The organism is uncultured Porphyromonas sp., assembly GCF_934359325.1.
GTDB lineage: Bacteria > Bacteroidota > Bacteroidia > Bacteroidales > Porphyromonadaceae > Porphyromonas_A.
This window is the reverse complement of record NZ_CAKRLH010000007.1, coordinates 1-23,687: the sequence shown is the minus strand read 5'-3', so window position 1 is coordinate 23,687 and position 23,687 is coordinate 1. Positions and strand designations below refer to the sequence as shown.

Here is a 23,687-nt window from a genome sequence, read left to right as displayed (position 1 = left end):
TCATAGATATGATGAACGTATTGATTGTAATGATTTTTTCTGTCTCGCTGGGCAAAAGTACCCATTTTTTACCACTTTATTTTTGCCAACTGGTTTCGTATTACCCCGATTATATCAAGAGTGCACACGGGACGGCAATTTTGACAAAACCGCTCTGTCCAAACCATACTAAGCCCACAAAATAGTCTCTATCATCAAAGACTTCTCAACCTCTGGATTTCTGCACGAATTTCCTCAACAACAGACAAATTATTGATCTCGTTATCAACACTATAAACTATAAATACCTTTCCTTTAAAATCTCGACTAAAGCTATCAAAGCTTGCTTGCATCCTCTCTGACACAGAATAATTGCCAAAATTAGCCATAGCCGTTATCGGCTTAATCTGAAGACCGAAAGCAATTGATCTTGACTTGTCAACGAAACCAATATAGTCGACATCACCTGCATGGTCTAATTCCTCTGGGCTCTCTTCAAAATCAACATCGCTGAATTCTTCTGCCAAATAACCATTCACCACTGATTTTTCTCGCAAGTAACCATCGTAAGTACGATTAATTGTCAGATTGTAAATGTAATCACAACAATCCTGCTTCGTTAGGCTACGAAACGCTGCAGACCATTCGGGGATCACAACTACCTGTATCTTTTCGTACAATCGTTCTCCAAGCTCTCGTATGCTTTTTTCGGTTATTTTGACTTGATTTTTACCTGCCGTTTTGGCGTTCTCAAAGTACCACTCCCGCCACTCCTCAATAGTATCAGGCTGACACTCTCTAATGAGTGCCATAACCGCTCCAACTTTTTTGGGTCTGGATAGTTGATATGTTTGAGTGGCGTAGTTAAGGACTTTCTCCTTCTTGCCAAACTCCATTGAGTACTTCTTAACGTTACTCTTTTTCATCTCGTGATAAAATGTTCAAGTAGAGTTGTGATTATCGAGGACTTATCTCAATTCAAGTGGTAGTAGTTTGACAATAGACTATCTGTCGGCATTCACAAGTGCCATAAATTTAGACTTATACTTAAAGTCAAACGAGCAATCCACAGTTGCTAACTTTCTCTTAAGAAGGTGAGCATTGACAAACGTCATATTCTCTAGGTAGAGGTAGACCATAAGATTATTTTCTTCATCATACTTTACACTATCATATCTTATAAAAACCCGTTTTCCACGGACAAGATTTACGAGATAGGCAACGGCTTGGTCGGACGTCAAAAGATTCCTCTTTATTCCTATCAGCCTAATTTTCAGATCATTACTTAGCTGAAGTAACTCAGGGCTAAAAACAGCTTTCACGGAAAAGAGATCATTCCGTTTTCCACTGCTATTTGCATCAATTTTTGATCCATATTGCAACTTCTTCACATCTATCTTCTTATCCAATCGGTGGAAGTCCACAAATTGGTATGGCAACTGGCTTATAAGTATGTTAAAGTCGTTAACCTTCCTAGTCTGCTTGAGAACTTTAATCTCAGTCTCTTCTAAAAGAGACCCTTCTCTTATTTTGCTCGTGATAACGGGTAGAAAGTTCTCGTTGATCTCGTACCCGATAGAATTTCTGCCCAATTTTCTTGCCGCCAATGATGTAGTGCCACTTCCCAAAAATGGATCTAAAACCGTTTCTCCAGGAAACGAAAACATTTTGATGAGTCGGCGAGGTAGTTCTTCCGGAAACATAGCTAAGTGTTTATCCTGCTTAGCTCCATTGAAGTACCAATGACCGCTAAAGTAGGTATTCCACTCTTCGTTAGTCATAGCCGCGCTTTCTTTCTGTTGTTTTGAAGGTTTGGGTGCCACACCCCGTTTTTTAAACAACAGAATGTACTCAAAGTCTAATTTTACGATACCATTTCTTGGGTATGGATAGCTACCCATAACGCTCCCCCCTCCGGATGTATTCATAGTGGTTGATTTCTGCCAGATTATTTGCCCCATAAAGTCAAAACCGATCACCTCACAGAATTTTATAATTTCTGTATGAATTGGAATAACTTTGTATCGTCCATAGTAAGTGGAGCGGGCGAACTGGTCGCCTATATTCACACATAAGCGGCAACCTTTCTGCAACACCCTAAAACACTCACTCCATACTAAGTTTAAGTGATTGACATAGGTCTCGTAATCATCGTTAAAACCAATCTGATCATCTACCCCATAATCTTTCAGCTGCCAGTAGGGAGGGGATGTTACTATTAAGTGAACGCTTTCATCAGAAAGTTCTGCCATATGGCGACTATCGCCATTGACAATCGTATGTTTGGTACTAAGTAACATTACTACATAAATAGGATGATGGAAAAAGAACGAATTTCCAGCGCTATAAAGTAAGAGGGTTCCAAAAGACTTTCAACTCTTGACTGGCTATAAATCCATTCAACACCTATACAAATATAACCAAAATACTAACAAGTCGGTATATCTCAATAATAGGGGCGGAGGAGGGCGGCAAATCGGGTGTCGGGTAAGATCGGGGTGAGCAGCGTGGGAGCGTCGCTCAGGGGAGAGTCGGTGAGGTAGAGGGGGAGGCCGGTGAGGCTCTGAGGGGAGGTGATCTCGTAGAGGTAGGTCTGGCCGCTTGGCTCGGCGTAGCGGCGCGACAGCTCGAGGGCGATGTGCCCCATCGTCCGCCGGAGATTGATCTCCACAGAGGGGGCGAGCCGCAGGTGGTCGCCATCCATCCAGACCACGGTGTCGATGCCGAAGAGACCGGTGTAGCCGTGGAAGTCGTAGTCTCGGAGTCGCTCCAGCAGATGCGCCACATACTCCTCGTGCGTGGGCGTGGTGGGCTGCCGGCGGAGTTGCTCCAGCACCACCTCCCGGGGGGCGACGAGACTGGCACCATAGCGACCCTGACCGGTGGTGAAGAGATGGACACCCACGTACTCGATCCCGCCATCGGGGTGGCGGACAAACTCGTACCCTCGGTCTGCCACCCGATCGAGCCACGGCTCTAAGTAGAGCTCCTGATGCTTCTGGAGCATCTCACGAAGCTCCGGTATGGACTTCGGGAAGAAGACCCCACGACCGGAGCTGCTGAAGTCGAGCTTGGCGACCCAGCGGGCCTCCTTTGGCAATTCGCTCTCCCTCGACACCCGCCGAGGCGGCATCATAGGGCCGAAGAGCGATGGTTCGTATAGTTTTTCCCACAACTCCAGTGACCGCTCCCGACTCGCGAGCCGGCGCATCTCATCCGGGTCATACTCGATCCCGGGGACTTCAGGAGCCGCTCCCCACGGTATAATCCGGTCGCCAGCCTCCACCCGGCTGACCATTTGCTCTGTCCGCAGCTCCATAGGGAGGTCCTCCGGCACCAGCACCCCCTCGCCCTCCGCAGCGTAGTAGATCGGCAGGGTGGCGAGATCATGCCGCAGCTGCCTGACAGGTTTCGTTGGTGTGTAGTGAGGCTGCCGCCGCTTAGCGGAGAGTTCGTACCCGGGATTGAAGTAATGGAGGATCACTCTCTCGTGTAGTGATAGAGCAGGTGTCGGTCGCGTAGCAGGATGCGGTCAGGAGTCAGCGCGTTAAGCGACGGAGCTTTCACCCCCTCACCGAGCGTCACATCCGGTACCTGCTCCACGTAGATCTCATCCCAGAAGTCCGCCTCCAGGAACGCCCTCAGCGTCTCTGCCCCTCCCTCGACGAGGAGGGAGGTGACATTCTCCATCAGAAGGTAGGACATACTCTCCGGCGAGACGCTGCGGAGGAGCTCCCAACCGGGATCCAGGTCGACCTCCTGCGAGGAGAGGAGAAAGCGCTTAGGCGAGTAGGGCGAGAGCGGCCAGTAGCGATTGGTGAGCGACGGGCGATCCAGCTCAAGGGTCCTCCTGCCCACCATAATCCCGCTGCAGCAGCTCCGGAGCCGGTGAACCAGCATCCGGGTATGAGGGGTGGAGAAAGTGACCGGGCGCTCTTCCGAGCTTTGCCGAAGCCGATCGAGGAAGTGATCCGCCGACTCCGCCCACTTCAGAATAATATATGGTCTTCCTTGCTCCTGATTGGTGAGAAAAACACGCGCCACCTGCCGGCACTGCTCCTCGAGGCAGCCGGCGGAGACCTCTACGCCGGACTGGCGCAGGAGGCTGATCCCCCGTCCGGAGACGAGCGGATTCGGATCCAGGCAGCCGACGACCACCCGCCGGATGCCCCTTGAGATCAGCATACGGGCGCAGGAGGGGGTTCGTCCCTGATGGGAGCAGGGCTCGAGAGTGACGTAGAGCGTGCTGTCGGGGATCTTCGACTCATCCTCGGGGGCAACAGAGGCGAGACAATTCACCTCCGCATGCCCCTCTCCGCACCGCTGATGATACCCCTCACCGATGACCCTATCCTGCCAGACCAGCACCGCTCCGACACGGGGATTGGGGCAGACAGCCTGCAGCTCAGCACGGCGGGCGAGGTCGACGGCTCGCCACATGTATCTCTCGTCGTCACTTGTCATTGTTTATGGAAAATGCTTGTATCTTTGCTACATATGGATATCCAGGGCTATTGTCGTCATACCGCAGAGCGCCTCGCCGGCTATTATACCGACCGGCGGGAGGCTGCCGGACTCTCCCGTCGTCTTCTCGAGGAGGTGACGGGGAGGGGCTACCCTGAGATGATCCTCTCCGACTACAAACTTACGAAAAAGGAGACCGAGACCCTCACGGACTACACCGATCGGCTCTTAGAGCACGAGCCACTGCAGTACATCCTCGGTCGTGCCGACTTCGGGGAGCTGACGCTGGCGACCGCCCCCGGAGTACTTATCCCCCGCCCGGAGACAGCCACCCTCTGCGACCTGATCGATGAGAGGAACTGGCTTCGAGATGGGGAAGAAGTGGCAGACCTCGGCACCGGTACCGGCGCCATCGCCCTTCTCCTTGCTCACCGCCACCCTGAGATCCGTGTCACCGCCATAGACGTCAGCCCGGATGCCGTCCGACTGGCACGGCAAAATGCCGAGGCCCTCGGTCTCTCCGACCGGGTGTCCGTCCTCAGGGCAGACCTGCTCCTCGACACCTTTACCCTTCCCCACCCTGTCGACCTTGTGGTGAGCAACCCTCCCTACATCCTCGATCGGGAGCGTCAGGAGATGGCGCCGCACGTGACGGAGCGGGAGCCTGCGGAGGCACTCTTCGTCCCGGACGACGAGCCGGCACTCTTCTACGAGGCCATCCTCGATCGCTGTCCTGCACCCCGATATGCGCTGGAGATCAATCCCCTCGCCGCTGACCGACTGTGGCACCTATTTGTCGCGAGAGAGTATGATGTCACCTTCGCTCCCGGCTTTCGTGGGGAGCGGCGATTCCTACTTGCGGAGAAGTGATGATCGAGGAGAAGGAGTACAAGAGACTGCTGACCAAGGCGGGAGCCTACTGCGCCAAGGCAGAGCGGTCGGCGAAGGAGGTGACCGACAAACTCTACAAGTGGTCCCTCGAGCCCATCCCGGCAGAGGACGTGGAGCGGGTCCTGGAGTGGCTCAGGACCAATCACTTCATAGACGAGGAGCGGTATGTCCGGCACTTCGTGGCGGACAAGACGGAGTTCCTCGGCAAGGGACCCTTTATGCTAAGGCGGGAGCTGCGGCTCAAGGGGGTCTCCGACGAGGCGATAGAGCGCGAGCTGGCGATGATCCCTGACGCCAAGTGGATCGACCTCCTCGAGCGCTACCTGGCACCCAAGCTGGAGCGGTACCGCAAGAAGTCGAAGTCTCCCTACGATCTGCGTCGGCGACTGATGACCGCAGCTTACGGGCGAGGCTACCCCTCCGAGATCACCGAGGAGGTGCTGCGGGAGATGGACCTCACGGTGGAGGGCGGGGATGAGGACGAGGAGCGATGGTACGAGTAGCAGAGTGGCTCGGCGTGGCGGCGAGAGAGCTGAGCAGCACGCTCTTCCCTCACTACTGTCTCGTCTGTGGCGAGCGGCTATCCGCTGACCGACTGATGATCTGTCCCGCCTGCCTCGACCTCCTGCCCCGCTATCCCGGATCCGAGGCACTCTACGAGGCTGAGAAGCGGCTGGAGGGGCATGCCCCATTCACCGAGTACCGGAGCGACCTAGGCTTTACGCACCACAATCCCGTGCGAGACCTTATCCATACGATTAAGTACGAGGATCATCCCGAGTTGGGAGAGCGACTCAGTCGGCTCTATGCCCCTGAGCACCTCAGGGCGGGACACTTTGCTGATATAGGGGTGGCGGTACCGGTTCCGCTCACGCCCTCCCGTCTCCGCCGGAGGGGTTACAATCAGTCGACCTACATCGCCCGCGGGCTCACCGACATCCTCGGCATCCCGCTCGATGAGACGCTCCTCGCCCGTCGGGACAGCCACGGTACCCAGACCCACCGAGGGCGAGAGTCTCGATGGGAGTCGATGAAGAAGGCATTCTATGCCCCTCACCCCGACCTCGTCTCCCGCCGAAGGGTACTGATCATCGACGACGTGCTGACGACCGGCTCGACCCTTACCGCCTGTGCCCTCGCACTGATGGCAGCAGGCGCTGAGAGCGTCTCCTACTATACCCTCGCTTGCGGCAAGATGGCATGAAGGACGAGCAACAGCTACCCGAACTGGTGCAGGACTTCCGGGAGTACCTCACCCTGGGGCGAAACCTCAGCCCCAATACGATCAAGAGCTACACCTTTGACCTCAAGCACCTCTACGAGTACGCCGCCGACCAGGGGCTGGAGGTGCTGAAGCTCACCTATCCCGATCTGGAGCACTTCCTCGCCTACCTCGCAGACCTGGGGCTCGACACCCGGAGCATGGCGCGGGTGGTGAGCGGGGTGAGAGCCTTCTATCGATACCTCTTCGTGGAGGAGATCATAGAGAGCAATCCCACCGACCTGCTGGAGGCGCCGCGCATCGGACGGCGTCTACCGGAGGTGCTGGCGGTGGAGGAGATCGACCGGATGATCGACAGCATCGACCTGAGCACGTCCCACGGTGTGCGCAATGCCGCCATGCTGGAGCTGCTCTACAGCTGCGGGCTGCGGGTCAGCGAGTGCTGCGAGCTACGTTTTCAGGACCTCTCCCTCGAGCACAAGTACCTACGTGTGATGGGAAAGGGGAGCAAGGAGCGACTCATCCCGATGTCCGACACGGCGGTAGCGCGGATCATGGACTACATCCCGATCCGGCAGGAGATCCAGGAGAAGCCGGGCTGCCGCGACTTCCTCTTCCTGAGCCGGCTCGGTCGACCGCTCTCGAGGCAGATGGTATTTATGGTGATCAAGGAGCTGGCCAAGGAGGTGGGCATCCAGAAGTCGATCTCTCCACACACTCTGCGTCACTCCTTCGCCACCCACCTGCTAGAGGGTGGCGCCTCCCTCTCCGCCATCCGGGACATGCTCGGCCACGCCGACATCGCCACGACGGAGATCTACACCCACGTCGAGCTCACCGGTCTCCGCGATGAGATCCTCACTCACCATCCCCGAAATAAGTAGCCAAGTCCGGATCCGGATTATTGCTGTCCGATAAAGCGTGATCCTCATCCGTACCCCCCTACTCACAGCCACACGGGCAGTCAAGTCTGAAAGGGGAAGAGGAGCTGTACATCTATAGGACAGTACAGCTCCTCTCCATAGACCGGTCAGCGCAGGTTACTCTGCCGGACCGGACAGATAACAATGTGTGATGTGACTACCGCTTATAGCGCCCCTCTCGGAGATCCTGAAGAGTGGGATTGTACCCACACTTGGTGACCGTCCAGCCATTATCTGGGATCACGCCACTCTCCACTGCAGTCCTGACCCCTGTGTAGTCGGTTAACTGACTAAAGCCGGAAATCGTGATTTTCCCAACGTGCGTGAGGGAGGAGAGGTCGGGGAGAGTAGTCATAGCATAATTGGGAAACGAATTGTACCCCAGTGCCAAAGTCTGGACCTCAGAGAGCACCGGGAGGAGAATCTCCTTAAGTCCGCCCGACCAGAGCGTGAGGGACTCTGCCTTCCTCAGCTTCGGTAGACTGACAGACACCATCGCATCACCACCAATAACAGAAAGCTTACCCACCTCCTCAAGTGAGGGCGCGGAAAAGGGACCATAGTTATTGGAAGCGAGGGAGATCTCGCCTGTGACTACCCTAAGTGAGGCAGGGAGGCTGATTGCACTGGTGAGCTGGAAGGGATTGTCAAAGATAATCTTCTTGCATCGCTCCAGCCCCTTGATGACCGGAATGGAGGTCTTACCGGACTGGGCGTAGGTGAGCTGCTCGATCTCGCTCGGGAGGAGGACGGTGCACTCATCTGTGCAACCAACGACTTTCACATTTTTCACTCCCTTAAGTGGTGAGAGATCAAAGGTGAGCCCCTTGCCCTCGTCTACGGGCATTAAGACCACCTCTGTCACACGACTAAGCTTAGGGAGTGACTCTTTACTGAAGAAGGGGAGAGAGATACTACTCCTGACCTCCTCCAGTGCAGGCAGACTATAGGATCGGAGTGTGGCTGACAGCACCAAGTTCCCTACGACCCGCAGGGAGGGAAGAGAGAGCTCCTCCATAGCAACGAAACTCATCAGACTCAAACGATCTGTCACCTCTGTCAGCTTAGGTAAGGTGATGGATCGGATCAGCTCGTTGTGGCGCGACGGAGAGGAGGAGTAGGAGGCGTACAGTAAGCTTCCCGCCCGGGTGAGTTCCGGTAGCTCAAGGAAGGTGAGACAGGGCAGTCCCCCAAGACTCAGCTCACCTCCGACAGTAGTAAGAGAGGAGAAATCAACCTGAGTCACCTTTTGGAAACCCTCTATAGCGAGGTCACCCTCGCAAGTCTTTAGCTTGGGGAGACTGAGGGAGGTGATGGGTCCCGGCTCCTCCTGACCATAGGCCGGCTCGTCCTCAAGGTAGAGGCTACCCACCCTCTCGAGGCTTGACAGGTCCAGGATCGCCGAGCGACATGTGCTGAGACTCAGCATCTCCGCCTCGACCAGCGATCCAAGCTTGATAGCACTCACAGAGTCGGCCTCAAGTAGCAGAGCCCCCAGGCTGTGTAGCTCCGGCAGGTCAATGATGCGCAGACTATCTGAGCGGATCTTACCACCATAGCCGGTAGACTTAATGTCCCCACCGACATACTTAAGCGAGGGAAGTCTGACAGCCCTCACCCGGTTGATACGATCTGTCTCAAAGACTATGTCCGTGACACGCTCCAAAGAGCTGAGCTCAAAGAGCTCCCCAACATAGCTGTCTCTGATGATGACGCTTCCTCTCACCTCGCGGAGACCTGCAAGAGGGGCAAGGCTTGTGACCTGTGAATTCTCCTCTGACGGACTATTCTTCTTGACCTTCTCACCGATGATCAGACTGCCATTGAGGATCTCTACTCCACGTGCGGCGAAGGCCTCCACCTCAGCATCAGACTTCAGGAGGACATCCTCGGTAGCCTCCTTAAAGAGAAGTGTGGGACGATAGGTGTAGGCTCGCTTTGCCCCGGAGTAAGAGGTGATCTCAAACTTTGTCTCCAGAGACCAGTCCTTTACTGTCTCCGGTCTGGGAGCAATGGTAGCATGCTCGCTGATGTGGTAGACCGGATTGAGACCGGACTGAAGCGAGCTCGGCGGGAGATCGATGCGGATCTCTTCACCCGAAATACGGGCTGTGTAGATCTCGCCATCAGCAGACTGAAGCGAGAAGTCCAATAGGTAGTCGTCACTTCCCGAGAATGGAGTGTCTCTCTCACATGCAGTGAGAAGGAGCAGCGATACAATCAGGGAGGCACAGAGACTTAGTGTATATCGTGCATTCATCTTATTCTTGTCTATATGTGTGTATGGTGAGATGCATCATTACCTATTAGTGAACCGACCCGCCTTGAGATCATCAAGGGAGGGATTGTATCCACACTTGGATATAGAGAGGGAGGTGAGGGATCCGCTCTCTACCGCCCTCTTAAGGAAGCTGTAGTCCCTAAAGGCGCGGTACTTACTGATATGCACCCTCTGTACCTCCTTGAGGCTTGAAAGAGAGCTGAGATCCTCCATAGCGTCATTATGGACAGTGTAATAGATGCAGTCAAGCTTGAGCTCATCGACCCTCCGGAGCTTGGGCATATCCAAGGTCTTAAGGGTGACACTATTGGCTCCCACACCATCCGCCTCTGTCAGGAGGGGACAGGAGAGAGTGTGGACATCCGTCACGGGATGGAGGTCCTCCTGCTGGTAAAACTGAGTGATATAACTCAGGTATATGTTGGCCCTCTTCCGGGTTTTGTCACCCTCAAGAGCATGGACGGTCGTGAGTGCCGGGAAGGAGACCTTCTCTACCATCGCAACGCTGACCTCAAGCTTCCGAGATATCGTCTCAATGTCAGGGAAGGAGAGTTCCTTAGTACTCTTTTTCGTCCAGTAATTATTGTAAGAGAATTCCCCCACATGCTTGAGTCCCGTGACTGCAGTAAATGCATCTGTCCCGGCATCCTCAACACTGCTGACGTAAGAGAAGCCCTTGAGGCGCACCACGTCCATCGACTCGGGGAGAGCTAAGGAGGTAAGGTGAGGGGCATCGGTGATCACGAGCTCCGTAATACCCGTATGGGAGAGATCAATCCCCTCGTGTCCCTGATAAGTATCTATCACAATACTCTTGACGGCCGTAAGAGCCTCAAGCGTCAATCCCAGATTAAAGAGATTGGAGACTTTCATGACACTCAGCTTCCCACCGACCTTAGTCAAGGGTATATCTGACAGGCTCTTGAGACCAGCCTGGGAGATCAAGAAGTCTCCTGTCACCTCACTCAGCTTTGGGAGGGAGAGACGGACAAGCTGTGGCACATTGGACAGCTCCACATTCTCCGCCGTGACGAGAAGGGGTAGCGAGAGATCTGTCATCTTGGGCGAGGATATAGAGACAGAGCCCACCTCCTCAAGGGAGGGGAATGATACATTCTGTAGCGACTCAGAGGCCTTGATGGAAAGGGTCCCGGAGACACGCCCAAGACGACGCACCTTGAGATCAGAGAGCATGGGCGCTGTGGAGATAGTCAGATCCTTACTTACCGACTTAAGTACCGGCAGATTGACGAAGCTGAGGATAGGACAATTCATGACGATGAGGCTCCCGCTAGTGGAGAGACCGGGTAGTAGCAGCGAGCGCATCGACTTACTCTGCAACTTAAGTGTACCCTCGACTTGCTGCAGAAGAGGGAAGTGTACCTCCTCAAGGACGTCACTCTCAAGAGATATGTCCCGGTGTACCACCCGCAAGGATCTCAGCTCAGCTTTCTTGAGCTCCTTGGCACTCCGTATGACGAGACTGCCGACCTCAGAGACATTTCGGAGCCCCGTGAGGTCTGTCCCCTTGAATGTAGGATTGATGACAATGCCTTGCTCCACCTTGGTCAGCGCTGTGAGCGGCGTAATGTCTGAGATGGAGTCCCGCCCTGTAGCAGCTCCAATGATCAGATTTCCTCTCACCACACCGGTGTGAGTTGCCCCAAAGGCCCTCACCTCTGCATCGGTAGTGAGACGTACATCATACTGGGAAGTGGGGTGATCGGTGATCACTCTCAGGATATAGGAGCGTCCCTTGCCGGAGGCAGAGGTAACCCTGAAGACTTGATCCTCCCTCCAGTCGCGGACCCTCTCCGGAGCGGGGAAAATGGTCGCATTCTCACTCAGTAGATACCTCGGCTTAGCGTCTGTGAGATCCACTCCGACCGGGATGGTGATCACCAGCTTGCTCTCGCCCTCAGTGTAAGCCGGATACTCCTCTCCCCCCAGAGTGAGGGCAAAGCTGAGTATGCGATTGTCTCCCTCAAAGTCCGGCATATCCTCTTTGCAACCGGACATGAGGAGCATAATGATTGTAAGAAGGAGGATCCCGCCACTTGTGATGAATCTATTTCTCATATCTCTTACTTGCTTGATGGTACTTGGATGTCAATGAACTTGAAGCACTCGGTGGATACTTCCCCAAGCCATCCGGACTTGGTATTCAGTCCCGTGACGACCTTGACGAAGTCGATATACTCCAGATGTATGGGCTTCCCGTTGGAGTCCATGGCATCCTTGATCCTGAAGTGATTGGCATTAGGTGCTGCGCCGTAATTGATATCATCGGTCAGTCGATCTATCGGGCTGAAGTTGTCCACATACCCCCACTCGTACTCAGGATTGATCCAGTAGGTGCCCTGACCGGACTGGTCAAAGTTGGCACTCTTAAGACGAGTCCCCCTGAGGACATATCTATTCGGCTTGACCCATATTGGATAGTAGGAGTCTTGCTGGTGGAAGTTGAGCCAGTCTATCTCTCCGGTGTTACCCATATTGTCTGCCCAGAGGACATTTGATCGGGCCGTTGCAGGACGGAAGTAAGTCACCTCATAGTCCTGTATAGTCCCCTCCTTACCGGTCTCACTACCTCTGAGTTCATACCAGTTGTCATCCGGGAGACCATTTCCATTCTCATCCTGCATAACCCACACAATGCCCGGCTCAGAGCTACCCTTGAAGGAATTGCCCATTACAGCGAAGTCGTACCCCTTGAAAGCGCCGGTATTGGGGATACTGTGGTCAAATCCAATGACGAGGTATCCTCCAAACCCACCCAGTGAGACATAGACCTCCTGTGACAGTCGCTCCTCAGCATACTTGATAGCATCATCCATGGTGTGAGCACTGTATCCCTCGTTGACAAACTGTCCCGGAGCGGCGAGGAACTCGTAGACCTTGCCCCCGTACTTACTACTCTTCGCAGGATTAAAGCTTCGGAAGTGTGCATCGGGCTCTCCCACCTGCACCGGTATGATCGACTCTCCCGCTCTCTCTTTCTTCGCTCCGCTTGGATCTGTCTTGTAGGCGCAAACCTTCACCTGCAGGGCCCCCACCCGGGTGGGCGTATAGACGAGTATCGGCCCGGTCTGACCCTCAATCACCTGTCCGTCCACGGACCACTCATAGGAGATGTTTTTCGTGGTGGTGATCCGGGGCTCTATACGGAGCGGACGACCTACCGTGCCGGAGTGCTGCGGATAGGGGAAGCTTATCTCTAGTGGTATGGAGGGGACCACCACTACCTTGACCAAGTAGTCGTCCTCACCATCATCATTCTGAGTAAAGAGGTGGACGAAGTGTACGCCCTCCTTGTCTGGTCGGAGCTCAAAGACCGGCTCGCTGGAAACCGCCTTCCCATCAAGCTCCCAGGTATACTTGATATTCTCCGTATTGGCTATCTCGGGGGTGAGCGTCAGAAGCTCCCCTGTCTCAGCCAAGATGTCATTGCCCTCCTTCATCCCGATGATGGGTAGCTCGAGGTCAATAACCTTTACAACGATCTCCTGCCATGCTGTTCCGTCTGCTGTCGAGACGCTATACTTGATGGTGTAGTCTCCGGTGATGGGGAAGGAATACTCGAGGTTCTTCTCTGTCGAGATGACCCTACCGTCCAGCTTCCAGGAGTAGATCGTATTAATGTTGTCATTAGACACCTCAGGTGTGATCAGCAGCTTGCGATCAGGCTTGATGGTGTACGTCTTCTCCATAGTGATCGTAGGTGGCATCTTTGACTCGATGTCCCTGCACCCAGAGAGGCCGCCTACTAAGAGTAGGAGCATAGTAAGCAGCAGATTGGCTTGAAGAGTCTGTTTCATGGGCATGAATGAGTTATTTGTGATACAGGAAGGCAAAGTGCCCGGGAATATCCCCGGTGTCGGTCTTCCACTTGAGGTATCCGTCCTTGCCGTAGCAACGCAAGTCTCCAGGCGTTACGTAGTCAAGGGCGTCTGTGATGTATATATCTTTATTGATAGGATTGACCGCTATACCATAAGGTATGCGTATGTCCTCCTCCGTGTGATCCTTGATGAAGTTGGTGGAGGTGAGCTCGTGGGTGCGTATGTCAAATGTCCCATAGGTGATGGTATTTTGCTGGGTATTATAGCTCCAGTCAACGGCATAGAAGTAGGCCTTGTCTGTCTCGTAGTCGATGTAGAGATTGGTGACCGCCTTGCTAAGAGTATCAATGACCTGGTCGGTCTTAAGGTCGATGAAGAAAAGCCTCGATGGATGATCATAATAGTCTCCTCTGCTGGTGACGATCAGCTCCTGTGGTCCATTACTATCCTCAGACAACTTCCCCTTACGCAGTCGGTGGAGGTTAATGTCCACATCAATCTTCCTCTCTTGAGTAAAGGTATTGAGATCAATGACAGAGATCGTATGGTCGTAATTGGGGAACATATAGCCACCGGAGTTGGCTACATACAGCTTCTGCCTATTCTCCTTACGGTCGTACCAGATCACCATCTCCTCCGGCTGATAGCCTACATTGCAGGTCCGGGTGACCTCCAGCGTGGTAGTGTCGATCTCTGCGACATAGCCGACACGGGCGTTTTGGTCAAATTTCACCGGTGCCACATATGACGAGGCGTAGGCCTTACCATTAGCTTCATTGAATATGATGTACCTCACGTTGGGGATCTTGATCATCCCGATATGCCTGGCTGTGCGTGCATCCATCACTTCGATGAAATTGGAGACATTGATCACGGCGTACAGCTTACTACCGAAGATCCCAATGTCATTGCCGACGTCACCCAGCTCCTTGACCATATGAGGATTAGCTTCCGCATAGACATTCCGATGGTACACCCCGGTGCTCAGATCACAGTAGTCGAGAGTCGCCTTGTTACTCCCCATATTACCCTCGTTTAGGAGATAAAAACCTCTCAGATCCTTGTAGTCCTCGTGAGGGATATTGAGCTCATTGGAGACGACGGGCAAGATCTCATACTCCCCTCGGCAGCCTACGAGAGTCAGGCTGCAGATAAGTAGTAGTGCGATAGTATGTGTAAGTCTCCGGATCATGGCAGTATTTCTTAGAGGATCAGCGCAATAGTAAGCTTATAATTACGTCCCGGCATCGGGTAATTCAGCACCACATCATAGTGCTGATCAAAGATGTTATTGATATCCACGGAGGTCCTGATAAGCCCCTTCCCGCCAAAACCAGTGAAGGTCTTCCGGAAGGAGAGATCGCTTGTGTACCATGGGAACATACGACTATTCACATCGTTGTACTTAGCATTGTATCGTATGCCGGTATAGATGAAGCTGTAATTCACGCCCCAACTCTTGTAGTCCATCATCGTCGTGAAGGAGCCACTGTGCCTGGGAATGTAGATGATCTGGTGTCGATAGTTCTTGTCCTCACTCGAGGTGACATCAATGGCACTCTGGTACGTGTAGCCGGCTCGGCAAGATACGGCGAAGTCCGGTAGGAGCATTGTCCCGAGAGAGGCATTGAGCTCCAGACCGGTGACATCCACCTGTCCGAGATTGAGCATCATCCAGCGAAACATATTCCCTGCCGGGACGGCGATGATCTTATCAGTGACGTGATTTAGGTACGCCTCTGCCTTGAGATCGACTTTCCGCAGCCACCCCTCGGAGCGCTCCAGATCGTAGTGTACCCCGAGACTGAGCTGTCTGGTGTACTCCGGCCTAAGGGCAGCATTGCCTATAAATGTGTAGTACAGGTCATTGAAGGTCGGCATCCTGAAGATGCGCTTGTAGAAAGCATCGATGGTGAGATCGTGCTCCTCCCACGGCTTGAAGGAGAGAAAGACGGAGGGAGTGAAAATGTCCTTCGGTGGGGCAGCTGCATTTCTCTTTACCGTCTCCCGGACAATCGTCTCAAGACCGCTGAGCTGGAGTGTCAGCAAGGATCCCCAGCGGAGCTGTGTCGCCAAGGCGATGAGGGCGGTGTGTCGTGTAGGCTCGGAGAAGTTGACTAGATTGGCCTTCATCATATTATACTGGTAGTCCGTCGAGAGACTGATATGCCACCAGGGGCGTATACGGAGTAAGTTGGCCGCTGATAGGTACACCTCATGCTGCAGGTACTCGTTGTCCACATAGGTGGGGCTGGTCCACTCATCATCGACATATCGGGTGTAGTCATTGGCATACTTGACATTAAGCTTCAGGGCATAGAGATCGGAGAAGTCCATACTGTACTTACTCTGGACGAAAGCGTTCTCATCAGTGAGCCGCTGCCCGTGCTTAAAGACATTTCTGATGATGGGACCGGGCAGACCTCTGTGAGACTGGTAGTAGTATCCGTGTATGTCCCATGCTCCATTCTCGAGGGTCTTGTAGAGAGATGCCTCTACACGATAAGCTGTGATATCGCTATTCTCTCGGTATGCAGTGGTGTCGTATGCCGTCACTCCGTCTTGGAACAGTCGTCGGTACTTGAAGGGGTAATTGCCGCGAGATCGGACAACCTCGGCGTTGGCACCTATGGCATAGTGCCGAGGCAGTTTACGCTCCCAGAGGATGGAGGATGATAGGTAGCCGAATGAGCCACCCCTCGCTGTAAGTCGGAGATTACTCTCCTTGCCATCAATGAAGCTCGGATTACGTGTCTTGATGTATACAGAGCCGGCACTGCCAAAGTCCTTAGCCGGCTGGAAGATCATACTCCTCTGACCATTGTAGAGGGAAATGGATGCGATGTTGTCCATTGAGAATTTCCCGAGGTCGACTTGTCCGTTTTGGGCGTTTCCCACCTCTATCCCGTCATAGAATATCCCGACATGCTGGGAGCCCATACCTCTGATATTGATCGTCTTGAGTCCGCCAATACCTCCATAGTCCTTGATCTGTACACCCGAGAAGAAGCGCACCGCATCCGCTATAGAGAATGTACTCATCCGCTGCAGTGAGGGTCCCTCAAGCACCTGTCCCCGGATCACCTCTTGTCTCCGGATAGTCTCCTGCACGACCACCTCGGGGAGGCGAAAGAGCGTATCCGAGAGACTGCTCTGTGCCGAGAGACGGCAGGAGCAGGTGACAGCGTACAGTAGGAAAAGCAGGGCACCTATAGACCTTCTCTTTATCACCACTCTGACTCTCTTCGCTCTACTTGTGCCTGCACTCCTAACCAAAGGAATGCAGGCTATTGATCTATCGGTTACTTATTGATCCACTCATTCGTGAACCGGTAGTAAAAGTCCACGCCCGCCGGGCTAGCGCCCTCTCTCGAGCCGTAGAAGAACTCCCCTACAGGAGCAGGCTGGTCACCGACAGTGTAATTGAATACCGTACTTGTGGTATAGTCCTTGGAGGTCCCTATCCACAGCTTCCCGGTATACTTATCGACACCCATATATCCGTAATTGACATAAGGGGTGATGATGTACTGACTGTCAAAGGTGTCGGTCTCATAATTGTACCGAGCGGCTGTAAAGGAATTGAAGTCTGAGGTACCCCTGAAGTAGAGGTAAGGATCAGTGAAGGATGCACAGGCACCTATGTTGGGTGACCATGTGGCAATGGGGAGTGTGATCTGTGCCGGAGCCTCTGCTTGATCGATGATATTCCCCTCCTTATCGAGCTCCACGATCAGCGGGTTAGAAGTGAATTGAGCTCCCCACTGCATATTTCCGGTAAAGGTGCCGGCAAAGAATGCAAATAGGTTCCCATTGGCACCCTTGACCACGTCCTTACACTGCCGTCCCTCCATCTTCACCGTCTTGATGACCTTTGATGTTGTGGGGTCCAAGATGCTTACGCCGTGACCATGAGCGAAGTAGATCTTCCCCTTGGAGAGGATCATTCTGGCCTTGATGGCATTCTCTTTTGTCCAGAGACCATAGGTTCCCTCAATGTCTTCGGAGATCTTTTTCACCTTATCGTCTGCCAGGGTGATCTCTCGCATACCGCCCGTTCGCTCATAGTCAGACGAGCCATACTGGATGAAGATCTGAGTGGGACTGGTGACGATCAGGTGCTGAGGCCATGCATGGGCACCATTGGCCTTAGGATCGGTGATCGGGATGTCAAGGGCATCCTTGCTGAGCATCTTCATCGTCTTGAGATCACAGATGACGAGCCTTCCCTCTCCGCCAAGATCCTTACGCGTACCATTCTGAGTGATGAGATAGACCTTGTCCTTGTAGATGAACATATCCTGCACCACATTGCCAATCGTCTTGCCGGGATTAGCGTTGCGGAAGATGTGCCGGTACTCTCTCCCTTCCCCATCGTAGTACATCAGCATACCATTGGAGTCGGTCATATTACCCTCCACGACGACGAAGACACCCCTCGGGTCGGTAAAGTCTGCCACTCTCACATCCATAGAGGATCGGTAGAGCCTCCCGTCTGCATCCACTCCCTCCACGATGATGATCCCGCCGGAGCAGTAAGAGCCCGATGCCGGAGGAGTTACTTCTATGGCGAGGGGGAAATTCTGACCAATGCGGACTGTCCAGCCATCAGGCTGCTTGGCGATAGTCAGGTCTTGGATGCCCTTAGCATCCAGCTTAAAGGATCGTGTCTTCTCTCCGTACTCAAAGGAGTGGTACGGAGCTCCCTTTGGCTCTTCAATACGAAGATGAGTAGCTCCGGCTATCGTCAGGGTGAAGGACTCTCCTCCGGCGAGCGTGAAGACAACCACGCCCTCTCTCTTGTCGACTCTTACATCCTTAAAGAAGGAGTCTCCCTGAGCTTTGACCTCTTTCCCATCTGGGTCTTTCAGCCTCTCTCCGTCAATAGTCCAGAAGCCATCACTGTCAATGGCAATCGAGGGTGAGTGTCCAGGGGTGCCGGGCTCTCCGGGAGCACCCGGAGCGCCATCATTGCCTGTGACGGGGATCTTATTGCCCTCCTTATCCGTCAGGAAGACCTGCGTCCCGTCAGGCTGGATAAGCACCCAGTAGAAGCGGGCTCCCTCCTTGGCTATGCTGACCTCAGCGGGCTTTCCGTTTCGGATCTCAATGGGCTGTGCATTGCCACTGAGGGTAATCTTCCATCCCTCATTATCTGGAAGAGGGGTCACACCGGTGATCACATTCCCTTTGGATAGTGCATCTACTATAGTCTGTGCAGATGTGATCTGATCTCTCAGTTGCTTGAGCTCTGTTTTAATCTTGTCAACCTCCTTCCAGAGACCGCTGTCGTCATAAGAGCAACCGAAAGCTATCACAAGGACAGCCAACAGCGACAAGACTCGACCTGTGTTTTTTGTCATACTCTACTCAGTAAGATGATATAAAAGTTAAATAAACTCCTCCTGTGTGGGGTGAGGATGTGGTCGGTGAGCGATTGAGTACAATCAGCACCCTCTACGTCAAAGCGGGAAAAACACACCGATGATGGAGCTCCTCATTCCCCGAGGCTCACATCTCATATACTCGTGGCAGGTCTTCCGGCTTGCTTCCTCCCCCTCACATCCTTCCCATTACCATAGTGGCAACAGTGGATCTAATAGAGTGTGCGGGGAGCTTCATAGTGAAGCTTACGGCAGTGGGTCTGCTCAGGTTTTGCACCTGATTCCCTTTTCATCGTCTTACCCTTAGACACAAGGCAGACGACACCAGAGTATGTGTCTGCAATATTAGCTATTTTTTTGATTCCCCACAAATGAGATCCCAGAATAACAACCCATTGATGGCTCATCGTAGGTATAAGAGTACCATCTGATGTATTTAGAGATCCCCTCAACTCACTATTCCTCAGATGGGCGAATCTGCACGTGTGGCTAATGGAATGAGAGTAGGTGAGGTAGCCGATCTTACGGGGGAGTAACCGCAACTACACCTCCTCCCACACCTCTACTCATTTGAGGAAAGCTTTGACTTGTATTGACCACAGTCACCCGCCACAACTATCCACCGAGACGTACACAACTGTGCGCATAGCACGTAGGCAATAGTATTCTCTGTCAGAGCCGGTCCGGCGTCTGCCGGAGGTGCTGACGGTGGAGGAGATCGACCGGATGATCGACAGCATCGACCTAGCCACGTCCCACGGCGTGCGCAATGCCGCCATGCTGGAGCTGCTCTACAGCTGCGGGCTGCGGGTCAGCGAGTGCTGCGAGCTACGTTTTCAGGACCTCTCCCTCGAGCACAAGTACCTACGTGTGATGGGAAAGGGGAGCAAGGAGCGACTCATCCCGATGTCCGACACGGCGGTAGCGCGGATCATGGACTACATCCCGATCCGGCAGGAGATCCAGGAGAAGCCGGGCTGCCGCGACTTCCTCTTCCTGAGCCGGCTCGGTCGACCGCTCTCGAGGCAGATGGTATTTATGGTGATCAAGGAGCTGGCCAAGGAGGTGGGCATCCAGAAGTCGATCTCTCCACACACTCTGCGTCACTCCTTCGCCACCCACCTGCTAGAGGGTGGCGCCTCCCTCTCCGCCATCCGGGACATGCTCGGCCACGCCGACATCGCCACGACGGAGATCTACACCCACGTCGAGCTCACCGGCCTCCGCGACGAGATCCTCACTCACCATCCCCGCAATAAGTAACCCCCTCGTCAGCCACGCCTTGGCGGAAAGAGGCGATAGCGGATCTTGCGAAGGAGATACGGCAGACGCCCAACCTCCAGCCCGGGGATACGGAAGTGGCGCTCTCTCGCAAAGCGACGGATATCGGCTATCATCTCCTGCCGATCTGCCTGTACCGCTTTGTGTCGATCCGGATCAAGCAGGAGTGAGCCCTCATTTCGCCTATAGAAGTACTCTGCACCGGGGACGGTAACGATGCGATCGGCGTAGTAGACCGCTCGGAAAGAGAATGGCAGATCCTCGCAGTAACGCCCGAGAGGGAAACTGAGCTCGTGCTCTCGGATAAGATCGGTCCTGATCAGGTAGCGCCAGGCGTAGCCCCATTTGCCGACATAAGTGGCACGCATCTTCTCCTCCACATCGGTGAAGACCCGCTCCTTGGAGAAGAGCTGTGTGTACTGCGGTGCCGCCTCATTGATCATACCTGCGAAAGCCATATCGACATCGTTTCGCTCCGCCGCATCCACAAGCCGCTCATAGAAGTGACTGCTTATCTGGTCATCCACATCGAAGAAGTGAATGTACTTCCCCCTTGCCTCCCGGATCCCTCTGTTTCGGGTATAGGAGCTGCCACCATTCTGCTCATTTGGGAGGATGGTCACCCCGGGGTGGCGCGAAGCTCTCTCGACGGAGCCATCACTGCTGCAGTCGTCGACGAAGAGCACCTGCAGCTCCTTATAGTCCTGCTCGCGGATGCAGTCGAGGCAGCGATCGACATACTTCTCACCATTGTAGCAGGGGATGATGATCGTGACAAGTGGCTTGGTATTCATGGCTTGAGTTCTTCTGTGAGGTCGTTCTGACGAGAGGCAAAGAGCCTGCGACGGAGATACTCGAGTCCGAAGCGGAGGAAGCCGCCATTCACCCCCGGGATGCGCTCGCCCTTCTCCTCCGCAAATCGGCGTACCTCCTCCCTGGACAACTGCCTGTCTCTCCTCCGCCTCAGCTTATGAGCCTCGTCTCTGGTAGTCAAGATCGAGCCTTCATTACGGATGTAGAGATACTCGGCATCGATGGCGGTGGAGACTTTTTTTGCGAAATAGAAGGCTCGGATGGTAAAGGGGATATCCTCCATGAGGCGCCCCTCGGGGAAGGTTATCTGATGCTCCCGAAGCAGTGCGGTGCGGAAGAGGTAGAGCACCGAGTAGCCCCAGCGACCGGGGTAGGTGACGTAATACTTGGACCGCCCGGTGTAGGTCTTGATCTGCGAGAAGCGCTGATTGTGGTAGTACCGCCCCTGGAAGACCGCCCCGCCGATCACTATGTCCGCATCCGTCGCTCGCGCCGACTCTGCCATCCGCAGGTAGTAGTCGGAGCTGACCCGATCGTCGACATCGAGGAAGTGGACATACCGCCCACGCGCCAGCTGTACTCCTCGATTTCGGGTGTAGGCTAGGCCTCTATTGGACTCATTGGAGATCACCGTCACCTCCGTATACTGCGCAGCGAGGGCGACAGAGTCATCCGTACTGCCGTCGTCGATCAGCAGCACCTCCAGGTCCCGGAAGCTCTGCCGCCGGATCGAGTCGAGGCAGCGATGTACATACTTTGCCCCATTGTAGCAGGGGATGATCACGGTGATGAGTGGAGTCATATATCTATGGATCTGAAGCGCTCGGGGAGCCTGACCACTCGCTTGCGACCGGGCATGAGTGGCTTATTCCAGGCAAAGAGGGGGCGAAAGAGTGTCTGTAGGCGGCGCGCCCTTCTCAGGATTCGATCTGCGTCAATAGGTGTGCGGGTGGAGGTGAAGTGAATAGTCCTCGCACGTCGGGAGAGGTGATTTCCCCAGTCCACACCCCGCTCGCCCTGTCGTGCTTTCACCATCTCGAGGTCGCAGTAACCGGCATGGATCAGGTAGAGATCGGGGAGGATGTGGAGGTTGTGTCCCCTCACTCTGTGGAATCCGCTTCCCCAGTCGAGCGGGCGGGTGAGGATGCAGCTCTTGGTGTAGCGAGCGGTCAGCACAGCATAGCGACGCTGATCGAGGAGAGAGTGGTCGGGATCCAGAGGAGTCTCCTCGTCAAGCCGCTGTCCCAGGTCAAGTCCCAGAGCTGAAGCGTGGCTCTCCGGTCGGTGCTCCGAGAGGTACTCCCTCAGAGAGAGACCGGTCCGAGGGTCGGGCACGACGAATTCGTCGCTGTCGGTCCCGAGGATCAGATCGTACCCCTCATTGAGCAGACGATGAGCCAGTCTCGTCAGGAGTCCGATGCGATACTTATCACCTGCCGAGCGAGAGAGAGACCGATGGGGCAGCTTCGTGACATGAACCTCCTCCGGTGTGCCGGGCGGGATCTCCTGATCCTCCCCATCGAGATATATATAGAGGTGATCGTACCCCACCTCTCGCCCGTAGTAGCGGATCCACCGGGAGAGGAAGAAGGAGTCATTTCGCGCCATCGTCACGGCGGCTATCCGTATCGCATCGCTCATCGCATCAGTCGCTCTGTCAGGTCGGTCTGACCACCGCGGAGGCGGTTGGAGACCTTGTGTAGGAAGTAGGAGATGAGGTGTGAGTCTCGTCCCGGTCGGCGATGTACTCCGTGTGCAGCGAGGAAGGACTTGACGTCCTCCTCCGCAAGATCATATCCCTCGGCAAAGGCTCTCCTCACCTCCGGGTCGTCCGACTCGGTCAGAGAGTCGGCCTCGTAGCGGTACAGATACTCCGCCCGGGGAGCAGTCGCCACCTTATTGGCATAAAAGAGTGCCCGGACGGCAAAGGGCAGATCCTCCACGAGTCGTCCGATCGGGAATCGAAGATCCTCGTGGCGGCGAATAAAGTCGGTGCGGAAGAGGTATCTCCAGACCACACCTATCTTGCAGACATAGGTGACCCGAAGCTTGTCCATCGTCCCTGTGTAGACCCGTGGGGTGCGGAAGATCTGAGACTTATCCGGCACATGCTGATAGACGAAGCTACAGGCGGTCACTTCCGCTCCGGTCTCCTCCGCATACCGGACCATTTCCTCATAGAAGTTGCTGCTCACCTCATCATCGACATCGAGAAAGTGGAGATACTTCCCCCTCGCCTCCTCGACACCTCTGTTGCGTGCGTAGGAGACACCCCGATTGGTCTCGTTGCGCAGCAGTTTCACAAAGGGGTACTTCGCCACCACATCAGCCGTCCCGTCTGTGCTGGCATCATCGATCAGCAGCACCTCCATGGGGCTATAGCTCTGCCTCTCAAGGGCGGAGAGACAGCGCCCCACCACCTTTGCCCCATTGTAGCAGGGGATCACCACTGTGACTAAGGGACTCATACTACTTGGATAAAAGCTGTGTCAGGAAGCGCTCCCACTCACCGGCGATCTCATCCATGTCGTACCGGCGTGACCACTCTCTGCCCGCCTGCGACATCTCTGCCCGACCGGCATCATCCTCCATCAGTCGGGAGAGACT

Annotated in this window: 19 protein-coding genes and 1 riboswitch; of the genes, 5 read left to right on the top strand and 14 right to left on the bottom strand. The window is 54.4% G+C overall.

Translation table 11 applies throughout. The features are described from left to right. Nucleotides 1-194: 194 nt before the first annotated feature. From Q0F21_RS00860 to ribD, 4 genes are all read right to left on the bottom strand, one after another. Complete coding sequence (locus tag Q0F21_RS00860) at nt 195-905, bottom strand: MjaI family restriction endonuclease (protein WP_297236476.1); 711 nt, start codon at nt 903-905, stop codon at nt 195-197. Nucleotides 906-983: 78 nt separating this feature from the next. Next, entirely contained in the window at nt 984-2,231 is a 1,248-nt protein-coding gene (locus tag Q0F21_RS00855; protein WP_297236474.1) for a DNA methyltransferase, read from the bottom strand. Between the two features lie 194 nt (nt 2,232-2,425). Next, the gene (locus tag Q0F21_RS00850) at nt 2,426-3,463 is read right to left on the bottom strand and encodes a hypothetical protein (RefSeq protein WP_297236472.1); all 1,038 of its coding nucleotides are present in this window, start codon (nt 3,461-3,463) and stop codon (nt 2,426-2,428) included. Further along, a complete protein-coding gene (gene ribD / locus Q0F21_RS00845) occupies nt 3,460-4,443 on the bottom strand; it encodes a bifunctional diaminohydroxyphosphoribosylaminopyrimidine deaminase/5-amino-6-(5-phosphoribosylamino)uracil reductase RibD (protein WP_297236470.1) in 984 nt (327 codons plus the stop codon). The genes Q0F21_RS00850 and ribD overlap by 4 nt, the downstream gene beginning before the upstream one ends. Before the next feature lie 33 nt (nt 4,444-4,476). On the opposite strand from ribD, the gene Q0F21_RS00840 reads away from it, so the two are divergent. From Q0F21_RS00840 to xerD, 4 genes are read left to right on the top strand one after another with little or no spacing between them, the layout of a single operon-like run. Then, nucleotides 4,477-5,313: a peptide chain release factor N(5)-glutamine methyltransferase gene (locus Q0F21_RS00840; protein ID WP_297236468.1), complete on the top strand. Its 837-nt coding sequence runs from the start codon at nt 4,477-4,479 to the stop codon at nt 5,311-5,313. Continuing rightward, nucleotides 5,313-5,837, top strand: a complete 525-nt coding sequence (locus Q0F21_RS00835; RefSeq protein WP_297236466.1) for a RecX family transcriptional regulator — start codon at nt 5,313-5,315, stop codon at nt 5,835-5,837. Before Q0F21_RS00840 ends, Q0F21_RS00835 begins: the two co-directional genes overlap by 1 nt. Further along, nucleotides 5,825-6,538, top strand: coding sequence for a phosphoribosyltransferase family protein (locus Q0F21_RS00830; RefSeq protein ID WP_297236464.1), 714 nt, complete (start codon nt 5,825-5,827; stop codon nt 6,536-6,538). The genes Q0F21_RS00835 and Q0F21_RS00830 overlap by 13 nt, the downstream gene beginning before the upstream one ends. Continuing rightward, nucleotides 6,535-7,440 carry a site-specific tyrosine recombinase XerD gene (gene xerD, locus Q0F21_RS00825; protein WP_297236461.1) on the top strand — a complete coding sequence of 302 codons (906 nt, stop codon included), beginning with the start codon at nt 6,535-6,537 and terminating at the stop codon, nt 7,438-7,440. Before Q0F21_RS00830 ends, xerD begins: the two co-directional genes overlap by 4 nt. A gap of 196 nt (nt 7,441-7,636) precedes the next feature. Here the strand turns inward: xerD and Q0F21_RS00820 are convergent, their stop codons facing one another. The 6 genes from Q0F21_RS00820 to Q0F21_RS00795 all read right to left on the bottom strand — a co-directional run bounded on the left by Q0F21_RS00820 (nt 7,637) and on the right by Q0F21_RS00795 (nt 18,965). Then, a complete protein-coding gene (locus Q0F21_RS00820) occupies nt 7,637-9,739 on the bottom strand; it encodes a hypothetical protein (RefSeq protein WP_297236459.1) in 2,103 nt (700 codons plus the stop codon). A gap of 39 nt (nt 9,740-9,778) precedes the next feature. Next, nucleotides 9,779-11,839, bottom strand: a complete 2,061-nt coding sequence (locus Q0F21_RS00815; RefSeq protein ID WP_297236457.1) for a hypothetical protein — start codon at nt 11,837-11,839, stop codon at nt 9,779-9,781. Between the two features lie 5 nt (nt 11,840-11,844). Further along, nucleotides 11,845-13,488, bottom strand: a complete 1,644-nt coding sequence (locus Q0F21_RS00810) for a PKD-like domain-containing protein (protein WP_297236478.1) — start codon at nt 13,486-13,488, stop codon at nt 11,845-11,847. A gap of 103 nt (nt 13,489-13,591) precedes the next feature. Next, nucleotides 13,592-14,794, bottom strand: coding sequence for a DUF5074 domain-containing protein (locus tag Q0F21_RS00805; RefSeq protein ID WP_296161787.1), 1,203 nt, complete (start codon nt 14,792-14,794; stop codon nt 13,592-13,594). A gap of 11 nt (nt 14,795-14,805) precedes the next feature. Then, a complete protein-coding gene (locus Q0F21_RS00800; RefSeq protein WP_297236456.1) occupies nt 14,806-16,833 on the bottom strand; it encodes an outer membrane beta-barrel protein in 2,028 nt (675 codons plus the stop codon). Between the two features lie 71 nt (nt 16,834-16,904). Then, the gene (locus Q0F21_RS00795) at nt 16,905-18,965 is read right to left on the bottom strand and encodes a DUF5074 domain-containing protein (RefSeq protein WP_297236455.1); all 2,061 of its coding nucleotides are present in this window, start codon (nt 18,963-18,965) and stop codon (nt 16,905-16,907) included. 149 nt (nt 18,966-19,114) lie between these two features. Next, a riboswitch (cobalamin riboswitch) is annotated at nt 19,115-19,330 on the bottom strand. Between the two features lie 364 nt (nt 19,331-19,694). Between Q0F21_RS00795 and Q0F21_RS00790 the strand changes: the two genes are divergently transcribed. Next, nucleotides 19,695-20,249: a tyrosine-type recombinase/integrase gene (locus Q0F21_RS00790; protein WP_297236453.1), complete on the top strand. Its 555-nt coding sequence runs from the start codon at nt 19,695-19,697 to the stop codon at nt 20,247-20,249. Between the two features lie 8 nt (nt 20,250-20,257). Here the strand turns inward: Q0F21_RS00790 and Q0F21_RS00785 are convergent, their stop codons facing one another. From Q0F21_RS00785 to Q0F21_RS00770, 4 genes are read right to left on the bottom strand one after another with little or no spacing between them, the layout of a single operon-like run. Next, a complete protein-coding gene (locus Q0F21_RS00785) occupies nt 20,258-21,061 on the bottom strand; it encodes a glycosyltransferase (RefSeq protein ID WP_297236451.1) in 804 nt (267 codons plus the stop codon). Continuing rightward, a complete protein-coding gene (locus tag Q0F21_RS00780) occupies nt 21,058-21,882 on the bottom strand; it encodes a glycosyltransferase family 2 protein (RefSeq protein ID WP_297236449.1) in 825 nt (274 codons plus the stop codon). The genes Q0F21_RS00785 and Q0F21_RS00780 overlap by 4 nt, the downstream gene beginning before the upstream one ends. Further along, nucleotides 21,879-22,721, bottom strand: a complete 843-nt coding sequence (locus tag Q0F21_RS00775) for a glycosyltransferase family 2 protein (RefSeq protein WP_297236447.1) — start codon at nt 22,719-22,721, stop codon at nt 21,879-21,881. Before Q0F21_RS00775 ends, Q0F21_RS00780 begins: the two co-directional genes overlap by 4 nt. Beyond that, entirely contained in the window at nt 22,718-23,548 is an 831-nt protein-coding gene (locus tag Q0F21_RS00770; RefSeq protein WP_297236445.1) for a glycosyltransferase family 2 protein, read from the bottom strand. Before Q0F21_RS00770 ends, Q0F21_RS00775 begins: the two co-directional genes overlap by 4 nt. Nucleotides 23,549-23,687: the final 139 nt, after the last annotated feature.